Origin of the sequence: Rhizobium sp. SRDI969 (assembly GCF_025152725.1) — a bacterium.
GTDB lineage: Bacteria > Pseudomonadota > Alphaproteobacteria > Rhizobiales > Rhizobiaceae > Rhizobium > Rhizobium leguminosarum_I.
The window spans coordinates 255,294-270,071 of sequence record NZ_CP104039.1; the positions used below are offsets into that span (position 1 = coordinate 255,294).

Consider the following 14,778-nt stretch of genomic DNA (forward strand, 5'->3'; position numbering starts at 1 on the left):
TTGGCTCCTCCCTGAGCTTTGGAAGGAGTATGACGGGGCAGAAGAAAGCCGTCTTGGGCAGGAGCGCGCCGCGACTTGGTTTCAAACGCAACAGGCCGTCGGCTCATCAAGTATTCAAACCGCACTATTGTGCGGTTGATGTCACCGGCCTGAGCAGATCGGTCGGCGCGCAGTCGAACAGATCCTTGAAGCTGCGATTGAAATAGGAAATATCATTGAAGCCGGCCGAATAGGCGACTTCCGCGATCGTCCTTGGGCTTCTTTGATCTTTGATCTGCGCAATCTTTTCACGCACGAGGCGCAACCGCTTGTCACGGATGACCGTGGTGCAGGTCATGCCGATACCTTGAAAATCCTGTTGCAGCGTGCGGATGGATACGCCGATCCGTGTCGCCAGCCACTTGGCGCTGAGATCGCTCTCGGTCAGGTGTCGGTCGATCAGTATGTCGACCATTTCCAGCCGCCGCGAAGCGCTGTCGTTGAGAGCGGACATGGCGTCGCCGTTTGAGACGAAGGCCTGTCGCGTCGCATTGAACATCAGGTGCCGCAGATTGGCAGACGCGGCATCCGATGCCGAATTGGACATGATCTTCGCCACCAGCGCACGCAGCATCATCGCCATCGGGTCAAAGGCCTCGAGTTTGCGGGCGATGTCGAAATCGATCGGGCTTTCGGCATACATGATCTGGCGTGGCAAATGCAGCGACAGATGATTGCTGAACTGTCCACCGAAATGGAATGTCGTGGGCCGGGTCGAGTCGACGAGAATGCAATCACCGACATCCAGGACTGCCTGGAGGCCGACGTGCTCGAGACCACAGGACCCTTCGAGCTGCATGATGAGAAAAAGGTGTTCGTTGGCGTCTCGGCGAATGTCATCCCAATCTCGATGGACGCGATCGAGATCATTGGAAACATGGGCGAACTCCATACCGCAGACATCGATACGCCGCGCTGCCCCCGTTACGGGCTTGCCGCTCTCCATTGCTTTCGGATTGAAGTTGCCGCAGATCGATTGGAGATCACTGGTCCATTGATCATAGGGAACGGTTGCCCATGCGTGTTGCATCAGGGCCTGATTGTTCAAGAGCTCCAACTCTGCCTCCCAACAGTGTCAGTCAACGACATTTCCGTCTCGCGCGACTCTCCCACAAGCGCAAAAAGGCGGCAACACCTGAGACCGGTAAACTGAAAGAGTGTCGAAGATCGATCGCCCTGTCAATATATTTCACATGTTAACTAGAATCCGTCATCCCGACTCTTCTCGCCAGCTATGTTTTGCCGCCGCCATTCACTGGGCGGCATACCGGTGCGCGCGCGGAAAAAGCGCGAAAAATAAGCGGCATCCTTCAAGCCCACCTCGTAGGCTATGTTCTCGAGCGATCGGATGGTGAAGAGCAACAGCCGCTTGGCCTCGAGCAGGCGGCGCGCGGCGATCATGTCCTTGACGCCCTGGCCGAATGCCATGTGCCCTGCCTTGGCAAGAAGATGCGGCGTGGTGCCGAGGGTCGAAACGTAGCGCGCGACTGGCCAGTTCTCACGAAAATGCCGGTCGATCAGCCGTCGAAGCTCGCCAGCAAGCAGGCGTTGTGGCGATTGCGCCAGCATCGGGGCGTCTGACGCCAAGCGTCCGATCTGGGTCAGTACGGCGGCGGTCAGCGGTGGGATAATCTTGTCGGCCTGCCCTCTTCCCTCGGCATATTCTTCCAGGATCAATCGCATGGTGCACCCCAGCCTCTCCCAGAGCGCCTCCGCGCCCCGCCCCGTCACCATCACCGGACGATCCAGCGGCAGGATCGTCTGACCCGCGATCGATGGCAGCAGACTGTCGGCGATCGACACGACGATCGCGTCGGAGACGAGCGGATCGACGTTGAAACCATGGACCACGCCGCTCGGCACGAAACTAACGGCGGGCGCCAAAAAGTCCAAACGTTGGTCTTCTATGAAATAGGACCCGCTACCACTGGTCCAGAAAGTGACCTGCATCATCCGGTCATGTTTGTGGGCTCGAACTTGGCCGGAATGGAGATTTACTCGGGCCATCACTGTTTCCACATGAAGAAAACCGATCTCCAAAGGACGATCCGGTTCGCCGTAAACAAAGAAACTTGGGACGATATCGTTCATGCCGGCCACCAAGAAAAGTACAAGTGATTTCTCTATTCTGTCCATGGTGGAGGTCGGACGCAAGGACTAGCTTTGACTGACATCATAGGAGGAGACGATGAGAGCAGAAGAGTTCCGGGCCGATACAAAGCGGCCTTTCACCGGCGAAGAATATCTCGCCAGCCTACGCGACGGCCGCGAGGTCTATATTAATGGCGATCGCGTCAAGGACGTGACGGCGCATCCGTCCATGCGCAATTCCGTCCGATCGCTTGCAAGGCTCTACGATGCACTGCATGCTGAGAAGACGAGGGATCGCCTGACATCGCCCACCGACACCGGTTCTGGAGGCTACACCCACAAATATTTCCGTGTCGCAAAGTCCTCCGCCGATCTCGTCGCTCAACAGGGCGCGATCGCCGATTGGGCCCGCATGTCCTACGGATGGATGGGCCGCACCGCCGACTACAAAGCAGCATTGATGAATACGCTGGGCGCCAATGCCGACTGGTATGGTCCCTTCAAAGACAATGCACTCGCCTGGCACAAGCGCGCCCAGGAAGCTGCTCTCTTCATGAACCACGCGATCGTCAACCCACCGATCGACCGCCACAAGCCGGCGGATGCCGTAAAGGACGTATTCGTTCATATCACTAAGGAAACCGACGCCGGCATCTACGTCTCGGGTGCGAAGGTGGTGGCGACGTCCTCTGCTTTGACGCACTACAATTTCCTGGCACAGAGCTCGGCGACGGTTACGGAAGATCCGTCTCTGTCGGTGATGTTCATCGTCCCGATGAATGCGCCCGGCATCAAGATGTTCTGCCGCGTTTCCTATGAGGAAACCGCAAACCGTGTCGGCACGCCGTTCGACTACCCGCTCTCTTCCCGCTTCGATGAGAACGATGCCATCCTCGTTCTGGACAATGTCTTCATCCCCTGGGAGGACGTGCTGGTGCTGCGCGATGCGCCGAAGATCCTGTCCTTTCATCCCGCTTCCGGCTTCATGCACGGCTACTGCTTCCAGGGCTGCACGCGTTTCGCCGTCAAACTTGATTTCCTGGCAGGCCTGCTCGCCAAGGCTTTGCGAGCAACTGGCGGTGATGCCTTCCGCGGCAATCAGGCCGCACTCGGTGAAGTCATTGCGTTGCGCCACATGTTCTGGAGCTTCTCCAACGCCATGGCCTACAATCCGATCCCCTGGGCGAACGGCGCAGTACTGCCCAATCTGGAAGCGGCCCTTGCCTACCGCACCTTCATGTCGGAAGCCTATCCCCGCGTCATCGAGACGGTCCGCAAGGTCGTTGCCTCGGGATTGATCTATTTGCCGTCCTCGGCCAAGGATTTCGGCAATCCGGAGATCGACCGCTATCTCGGCCAGTATGTGCGCGGCTCCAACGACATGGGCCATATCGAACGCATTAAGATCATGAAGCTGTTGTGGGACGCAACCGGAACCGAGTTCGGCGGACGGCATGCGCTCTACGAATTGAACTATGCCGGAGCGCCGGAAGAAGTCCGGCTTCAGGTGCTGAAGGGGGCCGAGCGTGGCGGACGGTTGCGCGAAATGGAGGCCCTGGTTGACACCTGCATGAGCGACTACGACGAAAACGGCTGGACCGGCGATACCTGGCTGCCGCCGATCGGTGCCGCAGACCCGTTCAAGTCGGCCGCGGAATAGGAGGCGACCATGGAGGAAGCCTTTTCCAAAACCGAGTTCCGCAACGCCATGGCGCGCGTTTGCGCGCCGGTCAACGTCATCACCACCAATGGTCCCGCCGGTCGCGGCGGGTTCACCGCCACGGCCATGTGCAGCGTCACGGATGAGCCGCCGACGCTGCTCGTCTGCATGAATAGCCGATCCGCCCAAACTGCACTGTTTCTGGAAAACCACCGGTTCTGCGTGAACGTATTAAGTCACGACCACAGAGAGCTAGCCGGGAAATTCGCCGGAGCAACCGCCGATATGGAGGCGCGTTACGCCTCTGCGGATTGGGTCGCAATGCCTTCAGGTACGGATGCTCTCGCGGATGCGATCGTCTCATTTGATTGCGAGCTGTCCGAGGCAAGACTTGTCGGCAGCCATCACATTTTCATCGGGCGGATCGCCGGCATCCGATCCCGCCCCGATGGCAATGCGTTACTGTATTTTGACCGGAATTACGTTCATGTCCCGACGCAAATTGGCAGCTTCGGAGGTTGAACAAGCGGGCTGTCTGCAGCCTTGCTTTATCAAGGCATGGGAGACATCCAACTATTTGTGCAGCATCGCCAATTCGTCGAGCATATCCAGTAGCGTATCGATCCGTTCCCGACCAAACCGCTGCTCCAGCGCCGTGTAAATCATACGGCTGTCTGGGCTGACTTCATTGATCACTTTCAGCCCGGCGGCCGTGATCTCAAGAAGGATTCGACGACCGTCTTCAGTATCCTTTGTCTTGGTGATGAAGCCGCGTTCCTCCAGGGATCGGATGATCCGCGTCAGGCTCGGGGCAAGGATGAAGGCCCGCTCCGACATCTCCGAGGCATCCAACGTTCCGGCTTCGGCCAGAATGCGGATCACCCGCCATTGCTGTTCGGTCACGTCATGCAGCGCCAACATCGGACGGAAATGCCCCATGACCGCCTCACGCGCCCGAAGCAGCGCAATCGGCAGCGAGCGGCGAGTGTCGCGCGGGAGAAGAGCGTCCTGCACTATGCCGTTCGTCTTAGGGGGTTGTCTCGTCATAAGGGTTCTATGGATCATATTTTTGCGACACGCAACGAGCCGAGTGCCCATCATCGTTGACAAGGCCGTAAATATTGTTAACATGTTAAATATATAAGTCACTGTGGCGCGGGAGGAACGATGCCGCATTTCACGATGGATTATTCGGCCAATCTCGATCGAACCGTGGACTTCGACGCGCTTTGTCGCGTGGTCCATATGGAAATCCTGAAAACGGGCCTGTTCGAGGTCGGGGCGGTGCGGGTGCGCGCTATTCGGTGCGAAGCCTATGCGATTGCGGATCTTCTTGCCGATAATGCCTTCATCGACATGTCTTTCCGTATCGGCGAGGGACGCAGCGAAGATGACAAGCGCCGGACCGGAGAAGCGATCTTCCAGGCGGTGACGCAGCACCTGGAATCCCTTTTCCAGGCGCCGCATTTTGCACTCACGCTTGAAATCCGCGAGATCGATCCGGCGCTCAGCTGGAAGAAAAACGCCATCCATCCGCGTCTTCGCAAAACGAACAGCTAAGCAGCCCAGCCTGAATCCAGACGTAGCAGACGGCGAAACGCAGCACGCCTGCCTCGCGTCCGGCGCTGCAAGATCAGCAATATCGGAGAAAAAATGTCGACATTTGAAAACAACATTGCAAAAGCGGAGGCCTATCTTGCCCGCTTCCGCGCGCGGGGCGTGCTGAACCATATCGATGGCGAAGCGGTGCCGGCCGCCGACGGCACGACCTTCGATATCATCTCTCCTGTCGATCTGAAGGTGCTGGCAAAGGTGGCGCATGGCAAGGTGGCCGATGTGGACCGGGCAGCAAAGGCGGCGAAGGCGGCCTTTCCCGCCTGGGCGGCAGTGCCCGGCGATGCGCGCAAGGCGCTGCTGCACAAAATAGCCGATGCCATCGTGGCGCGTTCCGAGGAGATCGCTTTCACGGAATGCATGGATACCGGCCAATCGCTGAAATTCATGGCGAAGGCCGCCCTTCGCGGCGCCGAGAACTTCCGCTTCTTCGCCGATCGCGCCGTGGAAGCCCGTGACGGCAAAACGCTGCGTGCGAACGGCCAAGTCAATATCACCACTCGCGCACCGATCGGCCCGGTCGGCGTCATCACGCCATGGAATACGCCCTTCATGTTGTCGACGTGGAAGATTGCGCCGGCGCTTGCCAGCGGCTGCACGATCGTCCACAAGCCGGCGGAATTCTCGCCGCTGACTGCGCGGCTGCTGGTCGAAATCGCCGAAGAGGCTGGTCTGCCGAAGGGTGTCTGGAACCTGATCAACGGCCTCGGCGAGGACGCCGGCAAGGCGCTGACCGAGCATCCTGATATCAAGGCGATCGGCTTCGTCGGCGAGAGCCGGACCGGCTCGATGATCATGAAACAGGGTGCCGACACGCTGAAGCGGGTACATTTCGAGCTTGGCGGCAAGAACCCCGTCATCGTCTTTGCCGATGCCGATCTGGAGCGCGCCGCCGATGCTGCCGTCTTCATGATCTATTCGCTGAACGGCGAGCGCTGCACCTCCTCCTCCCGTCTGCTGGTGGAGGAAAGCATCTACGACCGCTTCACGGCGATGGTCGCCGAGAAGGCCAAGCGCATCAAGGTCGGCCACCCCCTCGATCCAGAAACTGTGGTCGGCCCGCTGATCCACCCGGTGCACGAAAAGAAGGTGCTGGAATATATCGAGATCGGCAAAGCCGGCGGCGCGACGGTTGCCGCCGGCGGCACGAAATTCGAAGGGCCGGGTGGCGGATGCTACGTATCCCCCACTCTCTTCACCGGCGCCAACAACCAAATGCGCATTGCGCAGGAAGAAATCTTCGGGCCCGTTCTGACCGCGATCCCCTTCAAGGACGAGGCCGATGCGCTGGTGCTTGCCAACGACGTGCAATACGGGCTGACGGGCTATCTCTGGACCTCGGACGTCACCCGTGCTTTCCGCTTCACCGATGGCCTGGCTGCCGGGATGATCTGGGTGAATTCGGAAAACGTCCGCCATCTGCCGACACCTTTCGGCGGCGTCAAGAACTCAGGTATCGGCCGTGACGGCGGCGATTGGTCCTTCGATTTCTACATGGAGACCAAAAACGTTGCCTTCGCCACCACGGCGCATGCGATCCAGAAACTCGGCGGCTGAGTGCACCGGACACCCTATTGAATTTGGAGGAGAACCCTATGCCCCTGCCCACACCCAATCTTTATCCGCCCTTCAACATCGTGCGCCTCAGCCATGTCGAGCTTGCCGTGACCGACCTTGCGAAATCGCGCGCCTTCTACGTCGACACGCTCGGCTTGCAGGTGACCGACGAGACGGCAGACACGATCTATCTGCGTGCGCTCGAAGAACGAGGGCATCACTGCATCGTCCTGAAGAAAGACGCCGTCGCCGAAGCACGCGATCTCGGCTTCAAGGTGTTTTCCGACGAGGACCTCGACAAGGCCGAGCATTTCTTCAAGGGCAAGGGCCTGCCGATCGAATGGGTCGAGCGGCCCTACCAGTCGCGTACCTTCCGCACCCGCGATCCGCACGGCATTCCGCTGGAATTCTATTCAAAGATGGACCGCCTGCCGCCGATCCACCAGAAATATGCCCTCTACAGAGGCGTAAAGCCGCTCCGTATCGATCACTTCAACTGCTTCTCACCGAATGTCGACGAAAGTGTCGCCTTCTATAATGAGATCGGCTTCCGCGTGACGGAGTACACCGCCGACGAGGAAACCGGGAAGCTCTGGGCGGCATGGACGCACCGAAAGGGTGGCGTCCACGACATAGCGTTTACCAACGGTCGCGGCCCGCGTTTGCATCACACCGCGTTCTGGGTTCCGACGCCGCTCAACATCATCGACCTGCTCGATCTGATGGCGACCACCGGTTGGCTGCTCAATATCGAGCGCGGCCCCGGCCGGCACGGTATTTCGAACGCCTTCTTCCTCTATATCCGCGATCCGGATGGCCATCGTATCGAGATCTATTGCTCGGATTATCAGACGGTCGATCCCGATCTCGAGCCGATCAAATGGGATCTTAAGGATCCGCAGCGCCAGACGCTCTGGGGGGCTCCGGCGCCGAAATCCTGGTTCGAGGAAGGCAGCACCTTTGCCGGTACCGAGGTGCGTGATTCCGTGCTGAAGGCCCAGCCGATCGTCGCGCCCTGAATTTCCCCAGCCGGGCGGGCGCGAAAGCGTCGGCTGTTTTTTTGCTTGGTGAGGAGCCAGCCATGAAATTGCAAGATCCTTCCTTGTTCCGCCAAGCCGCTCTTGTCGGCGACAATTGGATCGAGGCCGATCCGAACAACGCGATCGAGGTGAACAATCCGGCGACCGGTGAGATCATCGGTCTTGTACCAAAGCTTGGTGCCGCCGAGACGAGGACGGCCATCGAGGCCGCCCGCCTGGCGCAGAAGGGTTGGGCTGCCCGCACCGCCAAGGACCGCTGCGCCGTCCTTCGCAAGTGGTTCGATCTGATGATCGAGAACAAGGATGACCTCGGCCGCATCCTGACGCTCGAACAGGGCAAGCCGCTGGCCGAGGCGACCGGTGAAATCGTCTATGGTGCGAGCTTCATCGAATGGTTTGCCGAGGAGGGCCGCCGCATCTATGGCGACCTGATCCCCGGCCACCAGCCGGACAAGCGCATCATGGTGATGAAGCAGCCGATCGGCGTCGTCGCGGCAATCACGCCGTGGAACTTCCCCAATGCGATGATCACCCGCAAGGCCGGTCCCGCCTTTGCCGCCGGCTGCGCCATGGTGCTGAAGCCCGCCTCGCAGACGCCGTTCTCGGCGATCGCGATTGCGATCCTGGCAGAACGCGCCGGATTGCCGAAGGGTCTTTTCAGCGTCATCACCGGCTCGGCCGCGGCCATCGGCGCCGAGATGACCTCGAACCCGGTGGTGCGGAAGCTGACCTTTACCGGCTCGACCGAAATCGGCACCGAGCTTTACAAGCAGAGCGCCCCATCCATCAAGAAGCTCGGTCTGGAGCTTGGCGGCAATGCGCCGTTCATCGTTTTCGACGATGCCGATCTCGACGCGGCGGTCGAAGGGGCGCTGATTGCCAAATATCGCAACAATGGCCAGACCTGCGTTTGCGCCAACCGCATCTACGTGCAGGACGGCGTCTATGACGCCTTTGCAGAAAAGCTGGCAGTTGCGGTCGCCAGGCTGAAGATCGGCAACGGCTTTGACGAAGGCGTCATCCTTGGGCCAATGATCGACAAGGCCGCCCTCGCCAAGGTCGAGGAGCATATTGCCGATGCCTTGGGCAAGGGCGCGCGCATCCTGCACGGCGGCAAGCGGCATGCGCTCGGCGGCACCTTCTTCGAGGCGACCATCTTGGGCGACGTCACCAAGGACATGGCGGTGGCGCGCGAGGAAACCTTCGGGCCGCTGGCGCCGCTGTTTCGTTTCAAGGACGAAGCTGACGTCATCGAGCAGGCTAATGATACCGAGTTCGGCCTCGCTTCCTACTTCTACGCCAAAGATCTCGCTCGGGTATTCCGTGTGGCCGAGGCATTGGAATACGGCATGGTGGGCGTCAATACGGGTCTGATCTCGACAGCCGAAGCACCGTTTGGCGGCGTCAAACTGTCGGGCCTCGGCCGTGAGGGCTCGAAATACGGCATCGAGGAATTCACCGAGATTAAATATGTCTGCCTTGGCGGCATCGGCTGAACTGAATAGGAAGAAAAACGATGTCTCACCCGAAGTTTGTCAGCTTTACCCGCAACGGCCACAGTGGGTACGGCGTTCTTGCCGGAAATGGAATCATTGACCTTTCCGCCCGCCATGGCACGAAGTGGCCAACGCTGCGCGAGCTTATAACCGACGGCGTGCTGCTGAAGCTCGCTGAGGAAGCGGCGAGCTTGGAGCCCGATTTTCCGGTGTCGGACATCCGTTACGAAGTCCCTGTTCCCGCCCCGGAGAAGATCATCTGCGTCGGCGTGAACTTCCCCGACCGCAACGAGGAATACAAGGATGGGCAGGCAGCGCCCTCCAATCCCTCCCTGTTCATCCGCTTTCCGCGCTCCTTCACCGGCCACGATCAGCCGCTGATCCGACCACCGGAAAGCCCGCAGCTCGACTACGAAGGCGAAATCGTCATCATCATCGGCAAGACCGGCCGGCGCATTCCCGAGGCTGAGGCACTATCCCACATCGCGGCGCTGTCGCTGTGCAATGAGGGCACGATCCGCGACTGGGTCCGCCATGCCAAGTTCAACGTTACCCAGGGCAAGAATTTCGACCGCACCGGCTCGATCGGCCCTTGGCTGATCCCGTTCACGGACGAGGCGCAAATCGCCGACATCAGGCTCCAGACGCGCGTCAACGGCGAAGTGCGCCAGAGCGACCGCACCAGCCGGATGATCTTTTCCTTCCGCAAGATCATCAACTACATCTCGACCTTCACTACGCTCGTTCCCGGCGATGTGATCGTCACCGGCACGCCAACCGGCGCCGGTGCTCGCTTCGATCCGCCGATCTGGCTGCAGCCCGGCGACGTCGTCGAGGTCGAGGCCGATGGCATCGGCATCTTGCGCAACACGATCGCTGACGAGGTGTGAAATGTTGACTTCAGACGATATCAGGCAGGCGGCAGAGCGACTCGACATCGCCGAGCGGATGCGCGAACAGACGGAGCTTCTGTCGCTCAAATATCCGCACATGACGATGGATGATGCCTATGCCGTGCAGTCGGCCTGGGTCTCGAAGAAGATCGCCGCCGGGCGCAAGGTGATCGGCTGGAAGATCGGGCTGACCTCGAAGGCGATGCAATATGCGCTGAACATCGACACGCCCGATTCCGGCGTGCTGTTCGACGACATGCTGTTCGAGGACGGCGCGACGGTGCCGGCCGACCGCTTCATCCAGCCGCGGATCGAGGCGGAGATCGCCTTCATCATGAAGGCTCCGCTGAAAGGCCCAGGCATCACCGTATTCGATGTGCTGAACGCCACGGATTATATCACCCCGGCCCTCGAAATCCTCGATACGCGCATCCTCAGGGTCGATCCCGGAACGAAGAAGACCCGCACCATCGTCGACACGATTTCCGACAACGCGGCCAATGCCGGCATCGTGCTTGGCGGGCGCATGGCGCGGGCCGACGACGTCGACATGCGCTGGATGGGAGCGATCGTCAGCCGCAATGCCGAAGTGGAGGAAACCGGCCTGGGTGCCGGTGTCTTGAACCAGCCGGCGCGAGGCATTGCCTGGCTTGCCAACCGGCTGGCCCAATATGGCGACGGCATCGAGGCGGGCCAGATCGTGCTCGCCGGCTCCTTCATCCGACCGATCGAGGCGCGCCACGGCGACACCATCGTCGCCGATTTCGGACCCTATGGGACGGTCAGCAGCTATTTCGCATAGGAGAGCGCTCATGCCCGCGCCCAAGAACACTTTCAAGACGGCCTTGGCCGAGAGGCGTCCGCAGATCGGACTCTGGCTGGCGCTCGCCAATTCCTATACGGCCGAAATTCTGGGTGGTGCCGGCTATGACTGGCTGTTGATTGACGGTGAGCATGCGCCGAACGACATCCCTCTGATGACGGCGCAATTGCAGGCGCTCAAGGGTTCGCCGAGCCATCCGATCATCCGGGCACCGGTCGGGGAGGCCTGGATATTGAAGCAGATTCTCGATATCGGCGCCCAGACGGTGCTGGTACCGATGATCGAGAGCGGCGACCAGGCAAGAGCCATGGTGCGTGCGGTACGATATCCGCCGCACGGCGTGCGAGGCGTCGGGGCAGCGCTTGCCCGCGCTTCGGCATTCAATCGTATTCCCGACTACCTGCAGACCGCCAATGATGAGGTCTGCCTGCTGCTGCAGATCGAAAGCCGCGCCGGGCTGGCCGCACTCGATGACATCGCCACTACCGATGGCGTCGATGGCGTTTTTATCGGACCAGCCGATCTTGCCGCCGACATGGGCCATCTCGGCAGGCCTGGCGATTCAGAGGTACAACAGGCGGTGGAAGCGGCGCTGATCCGTATCCAGTTGCACGGCAAGGCAGCCGGCATCCTGACCGCCGATCAGTCGCTTGCCAAACGCTATCTGGAACTCGGCGCCACCTTCGTCGCCATCGGAAACGATGTCGGCCTGTTGGCGAGCGGCGCATTGCGCCTGCTGTCCGACTTTCAGAAGGCGAGTGCAGCCGGCCATGGAAGTTCAGTAGCCACGACGAAGGTTTACTAAGATCTCCTCCAACCGGGCCTCAATCGTCTTGCGGACGTAGATCAGCGGCTCTCGCTTGCATGGGCGGAGTCGTTGAGTCTCACTATCCGATGCATCTTGTGTCGCTGCCACCAAGCGACCAACCCATCGAACACTGGTGCGAGCTTATAGGCTGCCGGGGTTAGCGCATATTCCACACGCGGAGGGACCTCGGCGAAGATTCGCTGTGTTGTTGGTTTACGCGGAGATCCGCGTGTGGCTGCTGCTGGTGTTGCACCGATGTCGCCACGCCGCCAATATTGAACCAAGCAAGTGAAGTACATAGTGTTTTCTATATTTTATTTTCCAGGTCATTGCTTAAGACATCTTTAGAAGCCGTCGACTACCGTCTCCGTGCCGAACGAAGCAAGAGCTTGTTCGCGCCAACCCAGGAGATGGTCTTGAAGAATTCGTATCGTGCCTTCCGAGCACTGATCGTCGTCGCACATATTGCTTCTCCGTTTGCCGGGGTTCACTCCGCCTTCGCGGCAAACCCGCCGGCGGCCCATGCGAAATCCGGGCCGATGATATCCAAGGCGCTCGATGCGCTGCTGCTGCCGATCAACAAGGGCGTGATCAAGAAGTTCAAGCTCGACAAAGGCGTGCACGGTGTTCTGGTGCTTTCCGTCAAGCCCGGCGGCGTTGCCGACAAGCAGGGGATCAAGCCGGGCGACGTTTTGGCTGAAGTACAGGGCCATAAGGTTCATAAGCCGATCGACGTCGATGTTGCCGTGCGCCGCCAGTTGAAGGCCGGCCATTCCGATATGTCCTTCAGCGTCGCGCGTGGTGGGGCAGTGATCGCGGTTGCCGCAATTATCACACTCGAATCCTACAACGAGACGACCGCGGTCAGCGAAATCTCTAGTTGGGAGACTGACACGACGGTAAGCTCGTCCTCCTACGAGGAATATGTTTCCACGGAATCGACGGAAATTGAGACTTCCGAGGAGAGCGAGGAGGCGACGGTCGAAGAGGACCTGGCCGAGGACGAGTCGGCTGACGCTGATTCCAGCGACGATGCGGACGACAGCAGCGACGACAGCTCGGACGATTCAGGCGATGACGGCTCGGATGATTCAGGTGACGACGGCTGAATCCAGCCGACGTGCCGGCGAGAAGCGCTCGCCCGAATTTCGACGAACGAACTGCGCCAGTCTTGCAACTGGAGCAGTTGGGTTTCTGCCATGTTGCTCAGGAGACACGTGCCAATATCAAAGTCGTCACCGGCAAATCATTCGTTCGCCGGGCGCTCATTTGTGGTCCCCCGCCCAACGCCATTCCGGCGGCACGAATGGCGGGCTGAAGGTTCTCGAGTCGATGTGGCGACGCATCTAACTATGTCAGCAGCGATATCGAGGTCGATCCGACTGTCGCGGCGACCTACATCGTGATCGGCCGTTTCTGCCGCTCCACTGCTCCAGGATCCAAAGGCTTGGCGCAAGATCGAGGCGCAAAACACAGCCGAGCCAGAATGCGTACTTGAGCACGGTCAACTCGTTCCAGGCATCGAGGGCAAAATCGCCTGCAGTACCGGGTGGTGAGCGGTCGCCCGTTCTGACCAGCACGAACGAGCATCTTACGCCGGTCATTCGTAACGCGTCTCCAAACCTGACATTCACGCTGTGGCTGCCGCCGCCCGATTCAGACATTGCCGTCAGCGGTCCAAACGACGGAACCGGAATCTGAAACCTCCGTTTCGTCCTCTGCCAGTCATTCTTCAAGAATGCCGCCCCTCCGCGATCTCGACCGGCAATCCTGGCGCCGTTCACCGGCTGCCTCCTCGTCTCGCCCCTCCGTGAACGTACGAACATAATTTAATTCTTGCCTTGCGACCACTCAATCGCTATTGTCGTATGATCGTAATTCTAACTTCAGGAGCTCATGATGACAGCAACTCCGCGGGTTGCGCTCGTAACAGGCGCCACCTCAGGCATCGGCAAGGCCACAGCGATCGCTTTGGCCGCCGCAGGTTTCCAGGTAATCGGAACCGGCCGCAACACCGCGCAACTCGCCGCGCCCGCCGGGGTGACGTACCTCGACCTCGATGTGACCAGCGACGAATCGGTCGCCTCAGCGGTCAGGCAGGTGATCGAACGGTTCGGGCACATCGACGTCCTGGTTAACAACGCCGGCGTTGGCACAACCGGCGCGGCCGAGGAGTTCTCGATCACCCAGACGCAGCACATCTTCGACATCAACGTCTACGGCGTCATGCGGACGACCAAGGCGGTCCTGCCGCATATGCGCGCCCAGGGCCGCGGACGCATCATCAATGTCTCCTCCCTCAGCGGGTTCGTCCCCAGCCCGTTCATGGCCCTCTATGTTTCGACCAAGCACGCGGTCGAGGGCTACTCCCAGTCGCTGGACCACGAGGTTCGCGATTGCGGCGTCCGGGTCCTGCTCGTCGAGCCCGGCCCGATCAACACGCCGTTCGCAGGTCACAGCGTGGTGGCCGACACCCCCATGCCGCTCTACGCGGCGGGACGGCGCAACTACGACGATCTGCTGGAGAAGAACCTCAGCAGCGGCGACGACCCCGCGGTCGTCGCCACGGTGATCGTCGCGGCGGCCACCGACCGGAACCCGAAACTACGGCGCACCGCCGGTACGACCGCCCGGATCATCAACACGGTATACAGCGTCGCCCCGGCCCGGATCTTCGACCGCGTCATCCGCAGATTCAACCGGATGCCGAACTGACCTGGCCACAGCGGTATCCGGAGCGCAAACCCGGCTTAAAAG

General features: G+C 60.1%; 15 protein-coding genes. 11 read left to right on the top strand and 4 right to left on the bottom strand.

Features of this window, described 5'->3' with window-relative positions; translation table 11 throughout:
* Positions 1–124 precede the first annotated feature (124 nt).
* Positions 125–1,069 carry a helix-turn-helix domain-containing protein gene (locus N2A41_RS32920; protein WP_407766912.1) on the bottom strand — a complete coding sequence of 315 codons (945 nt, stop codon included), beginning with the start codon at positions 1,067–1,069 and terminating at the stop codon, positions 125–127.
* 170 nt (positions 1,070–1,239) lie between these two features.
* Positions 1,240–2,175 (bottom strand): helix-turn-helix domain-containing protein, encoded by a 936-nt coding sequence (locus N2A41_RS32925; protein ID WP_222384906.1) that lies wholly within the window; start codon positions 2,173–2,175, stop codon positions 1,240–1,242.
* Positions 2,176–2,227: 52 nt separating this feature from the next.
* Here N2A41_RS32925 and N2A41_RS32930 point away from each other — a divergent pair, with 52 nt between their 5' ends.
* Together N2A41_RS32930 and N2A41_RS32935 are read left to right on the top strand one after the other, a co-directional pair.
* On the top strand, positions 2,228–3,790 hold the full coding sequence (locus N2A41_RS32930; protein WP_222384907.1) for a 4-hydroxyphenylacetate 3-hydroxylase family protein: 1,563 nt from the start codon (positions 2,228–2,230) through the stop codon (positions 3,788–3,790).
* 9 nt (positions 3,791–3,799) lie between these two features.
* On the top strand, positions 3,800–4,312 hold the full coding sequence (locus N2A41_RS32935) for a flavin reductase (protein WP_003550320.1): 513 nt from the start codon (positions 3,800–3,802) through the stop codon (positions 4,310–4,312).
* Positions 4,313–4,363: 51 nt separating this feature from the next.
* Here N2A41_RS32935 and hpaR read toward each other — a convergent pair whose 3' ends face one another.
* The gene (gene hpaR, locus N2A41_RS32940) at positions 4,364–4,855 is read right to left on the bottom strand and encodes a homoprotocatechuate degradation operon regulator HpaR (RefSeq protein ID WP_407766908.1); all 492 of its coding nucleotides are present in this window, start codon (positions 4,853–4,855) and stop codon (positions 4,364–4,366) included.
* Positions 4,856–4,957: 102 nt separating this feature from the next.
* Here hpaR and N2A41_RS32945 point away from each other — a divergent pair, with 102 nt between their 5' ends.
* The 7 genes from N2A41_RS32945 to hpaI all read left to right on the top strand — a co-directional run bounded on the left by N2A41_RS32945 (position 4,958) and on the right by hpaI (position 12,018).
* Positions 4,958–5,350 (top strand): 5-carboxymethyl-2-hydroxymuconate Delta-isomerase, encoded by a 393-nt coding sequence (locus tag N2A41_RS32945; protein ID WP_222384908.1) that lies wholly within the window; start codon positions 4,958–4,960, stop codon positions 5,348–5,350.
* Positions 5,351–5,443: 93 nt separating this feature from the next.
* Positions 5,444–6,961 (top strand): 5-carboxymethyl-2-hydroxymuconate semialdehyde dehydrogenase, encoded by a 1,518-nt coding sequence (hpaE, locus tag N2A41_RS32950; RefSeq protein WP_260112058.1) that lies wholly within the window; start codon positions 5,444–5,446, stop codon positions 6,959–6,961.
* 38 nt (positions 6,962–6,999) lie between these two features.
* On the top strand, positions 7,000–7,980 hold the full coding sequence (gene hpaD, locus N2A41_RS32955; protein ID WP_260112059.1) for a 3,4-dihydroxyphenylacetate 2,3-dioxygenase: 981 nt from the start codon (positions 7,000–7,002) through the stop codon (positions 7,978–7,980).
* A gap of 62 nt (positions 7,981–8,042) precedes the next feature.
* Positions 8,043–9,497 carry an NADP-dependent succinate-semialdehyde dehydrogenase gene (gene gabD / locus N2A41_RS32960; protein ID WP_260112060.1) on the top strand — a complete coding sequence of 485 codons (1,455 nt, stop codon included), beginning with the start codon at positions 8,043–8,045 and terminating at the stop codon, positions 9,495–9,497.
* Positions 9,498–9,517: 20 nt separating this feature from the next.
* The gene (locus N2A41_RS32965; protein WP_162117649.1) at positions 9,518–10,387 is read left to right on the top strand and encodes a fumarylacetoacetate hydrolase family protein; all 870 of its coding nucleotides are present in this window, start codon (positions 9,518–9,520) and stop codon (positions 10,385–10,387) included.
* A gap of 1 nt (position 10,388) precedes the next feature.
* Complete coding sequence (gene hpaH / locus N2A41_RS32970) at positions 10,389–11,192, top strand: 2-oxo-hept-4-ene-1,7-dioate hydratase (protein WP_162117650.1); 804 nt, start codon at positions 10,389–10,391, stop codon at positions 11,190–11,192.
* 10 nt (positions 11,193–11,202) lie between these two features.
* Positions 11,203–12,018, top strand: coding sequence for a 4-hydroxy-2-oxoheptanedioate aldolase (gene hpaI, locus N2A41_RS32975; RefSeq protein ID WP_260112061.1), 816 nt, complete (start codon positions 11,203–11,205; stop codon positions 12,016–12,018).
* Between the two features lie 41 nt (positions 12,019–12,059).
* Here the strand turns inward: hpaI and N2A41_RS32980 are convergent, their stop codons facing one another.
* A complete protein-coding gene (locus N2A41_RS32980; RefSeq protein ID WP_260112062.1) occupies positions 12,060–12,320 on the bottom strand; it encodes a winged helix-turn-helix transcriptional regulator in 261 nt (86 codons plus the stop codon).
* Here N2A41_RS32980 and N2A41_RS32985 point away from each other — a divergent pair.
* Both N2A41_RS32985 and N2A41_RS32990 read left to right on the top strand, forming a co-directional pair.
* Positions 12,297–13,130 (top strand): PDZ domain-containing protein, encoded by an 834-nt coding sequence (locus N2A41_RS32985; protein WP_260112063.1) that lies wholly within the window; start codon positions 12,297–12,299, stop codon positions 13,128–13,130. The two genes, N2A41_RS32980 and N2A41_RS32985, sit on opposite strands and share 24 nt — an antisense overlap.
* Before the next feature lie 787 nt (positions 13,131–13,917).
* A complete protein-coding gene (locus N2A41_RS32990) occupies positions 13,918–14,736 on the top strand; it encodes an oxidoreductase (RefSeq protein WP_170260135.1) in 819 nt (272 codons plus the stop codon).
* Positions 14,737–14,778 lie beyond the last annotated feature (42 nt).

What these genes read in the sequence shown, in the direction of transcription:
- N2A41_RS32965 (WP_162117649.1), top strand. Translation starts at nt 9,518, where the DNA reads ATGTCTCACCCGAAGTTTGTCAGCTTTACCCGCAACGGCCACAGTGGG.
- N2A41_RS32935 (WP_003550320.1), top strand. Translation starts at nt 3,800, where the DNA reads ATGGAGGAAGCCTTTTCCAAAACCGAGTTCCGCAACGCCATGGCGCGC.
- N2A41_RS32945 (WP_222384908.1), top strand. Translation starts at nt 4,958, where the DNA reads ATGCCGCATTTCACGATGGATTATTCGGCCAATCTCGATCGAACCGTG.
- hpaI (WP_260112061.1), top strand. Translation starts at nt 11,203, where the DNA reads ATGCCCGCGCCCAAGAACACTTTCAAGACGGCCTTGGCCGAGAGGCGT.
- N2A41_RS32925 (WP_222384906.1), bottom strand. Translation starts at nt 2,175, where the DNA reads ATGGACAGAATAGAGAAATCACTTGTACTTTTCTTGGTGGCCGGCATG.
- N2A41_RS32930 (WP_222384907.1), top strand. Translation starts at nt 2,228, where the DNA reads ATGAGAGCAGAAGAGTTCCGGGCCGATACAAAGCGGCCTTTCACCGGC.
- hpaR (WP_407766908.1), bottom strand. Translation starts at nt 4,855, where the DNA reads ATGATCCATAGAACCCTTATGACGAGACAACCCCCTAAGACGAACGGC.
- hpaH (WP_162117650.1), top strand. Translation starts at nt 10,389, where the DNA reads ATGTTGACTTCAGACGATATCAGGCAGGCGGCAGAGCGACTCGACATC.
- N2A41_RS32980 (WP_260112062.1), bottom strand. Translation starts at nt 12,320, where the DNA reads ATGTACTTCACTTGCTTGGTTCAATATTGGCGGCGTGGCGACATCGGT.
- hpaE (WP_260112058.1), top strand. Translation starts at nt 5,444, where the DNA reads ATGTCGACATTTGAAAACAACATTGCAAAAGCGGAGGCCTATCTTGCC.
- hpaD (WP_260112059.1), top strand. Translation starts at nt 7,000, where the DNA reads ATGCCCCTGCCCACACCCAATCTTTATCCGCCCTTCAACATCGTGCGC.
- N2A41_RS32990 (WP_170260135.1), top strand. Translation starts at nt 13,918, where the DNA reads ATGATGACAGCAACTCCGCGGGTTGCGCTCGTAACAGGCGCCACCTCA.
- N2A41_RS32920 (WP_407766912.1), bottom strand. Translation starts at nt 1,069, where the DNA reads ATGCAACACGCATGGGCAACCGTTCCCTATGATCAATGGACCAGTGAT.
- gabD (WP_260112060.1), top strand. Translation starts at nt 8,043, where the DNA reads ATGAAATTGCAAGATCCTTCCTTGTTCCGCCAAGCCGCTCTTGTCGGC.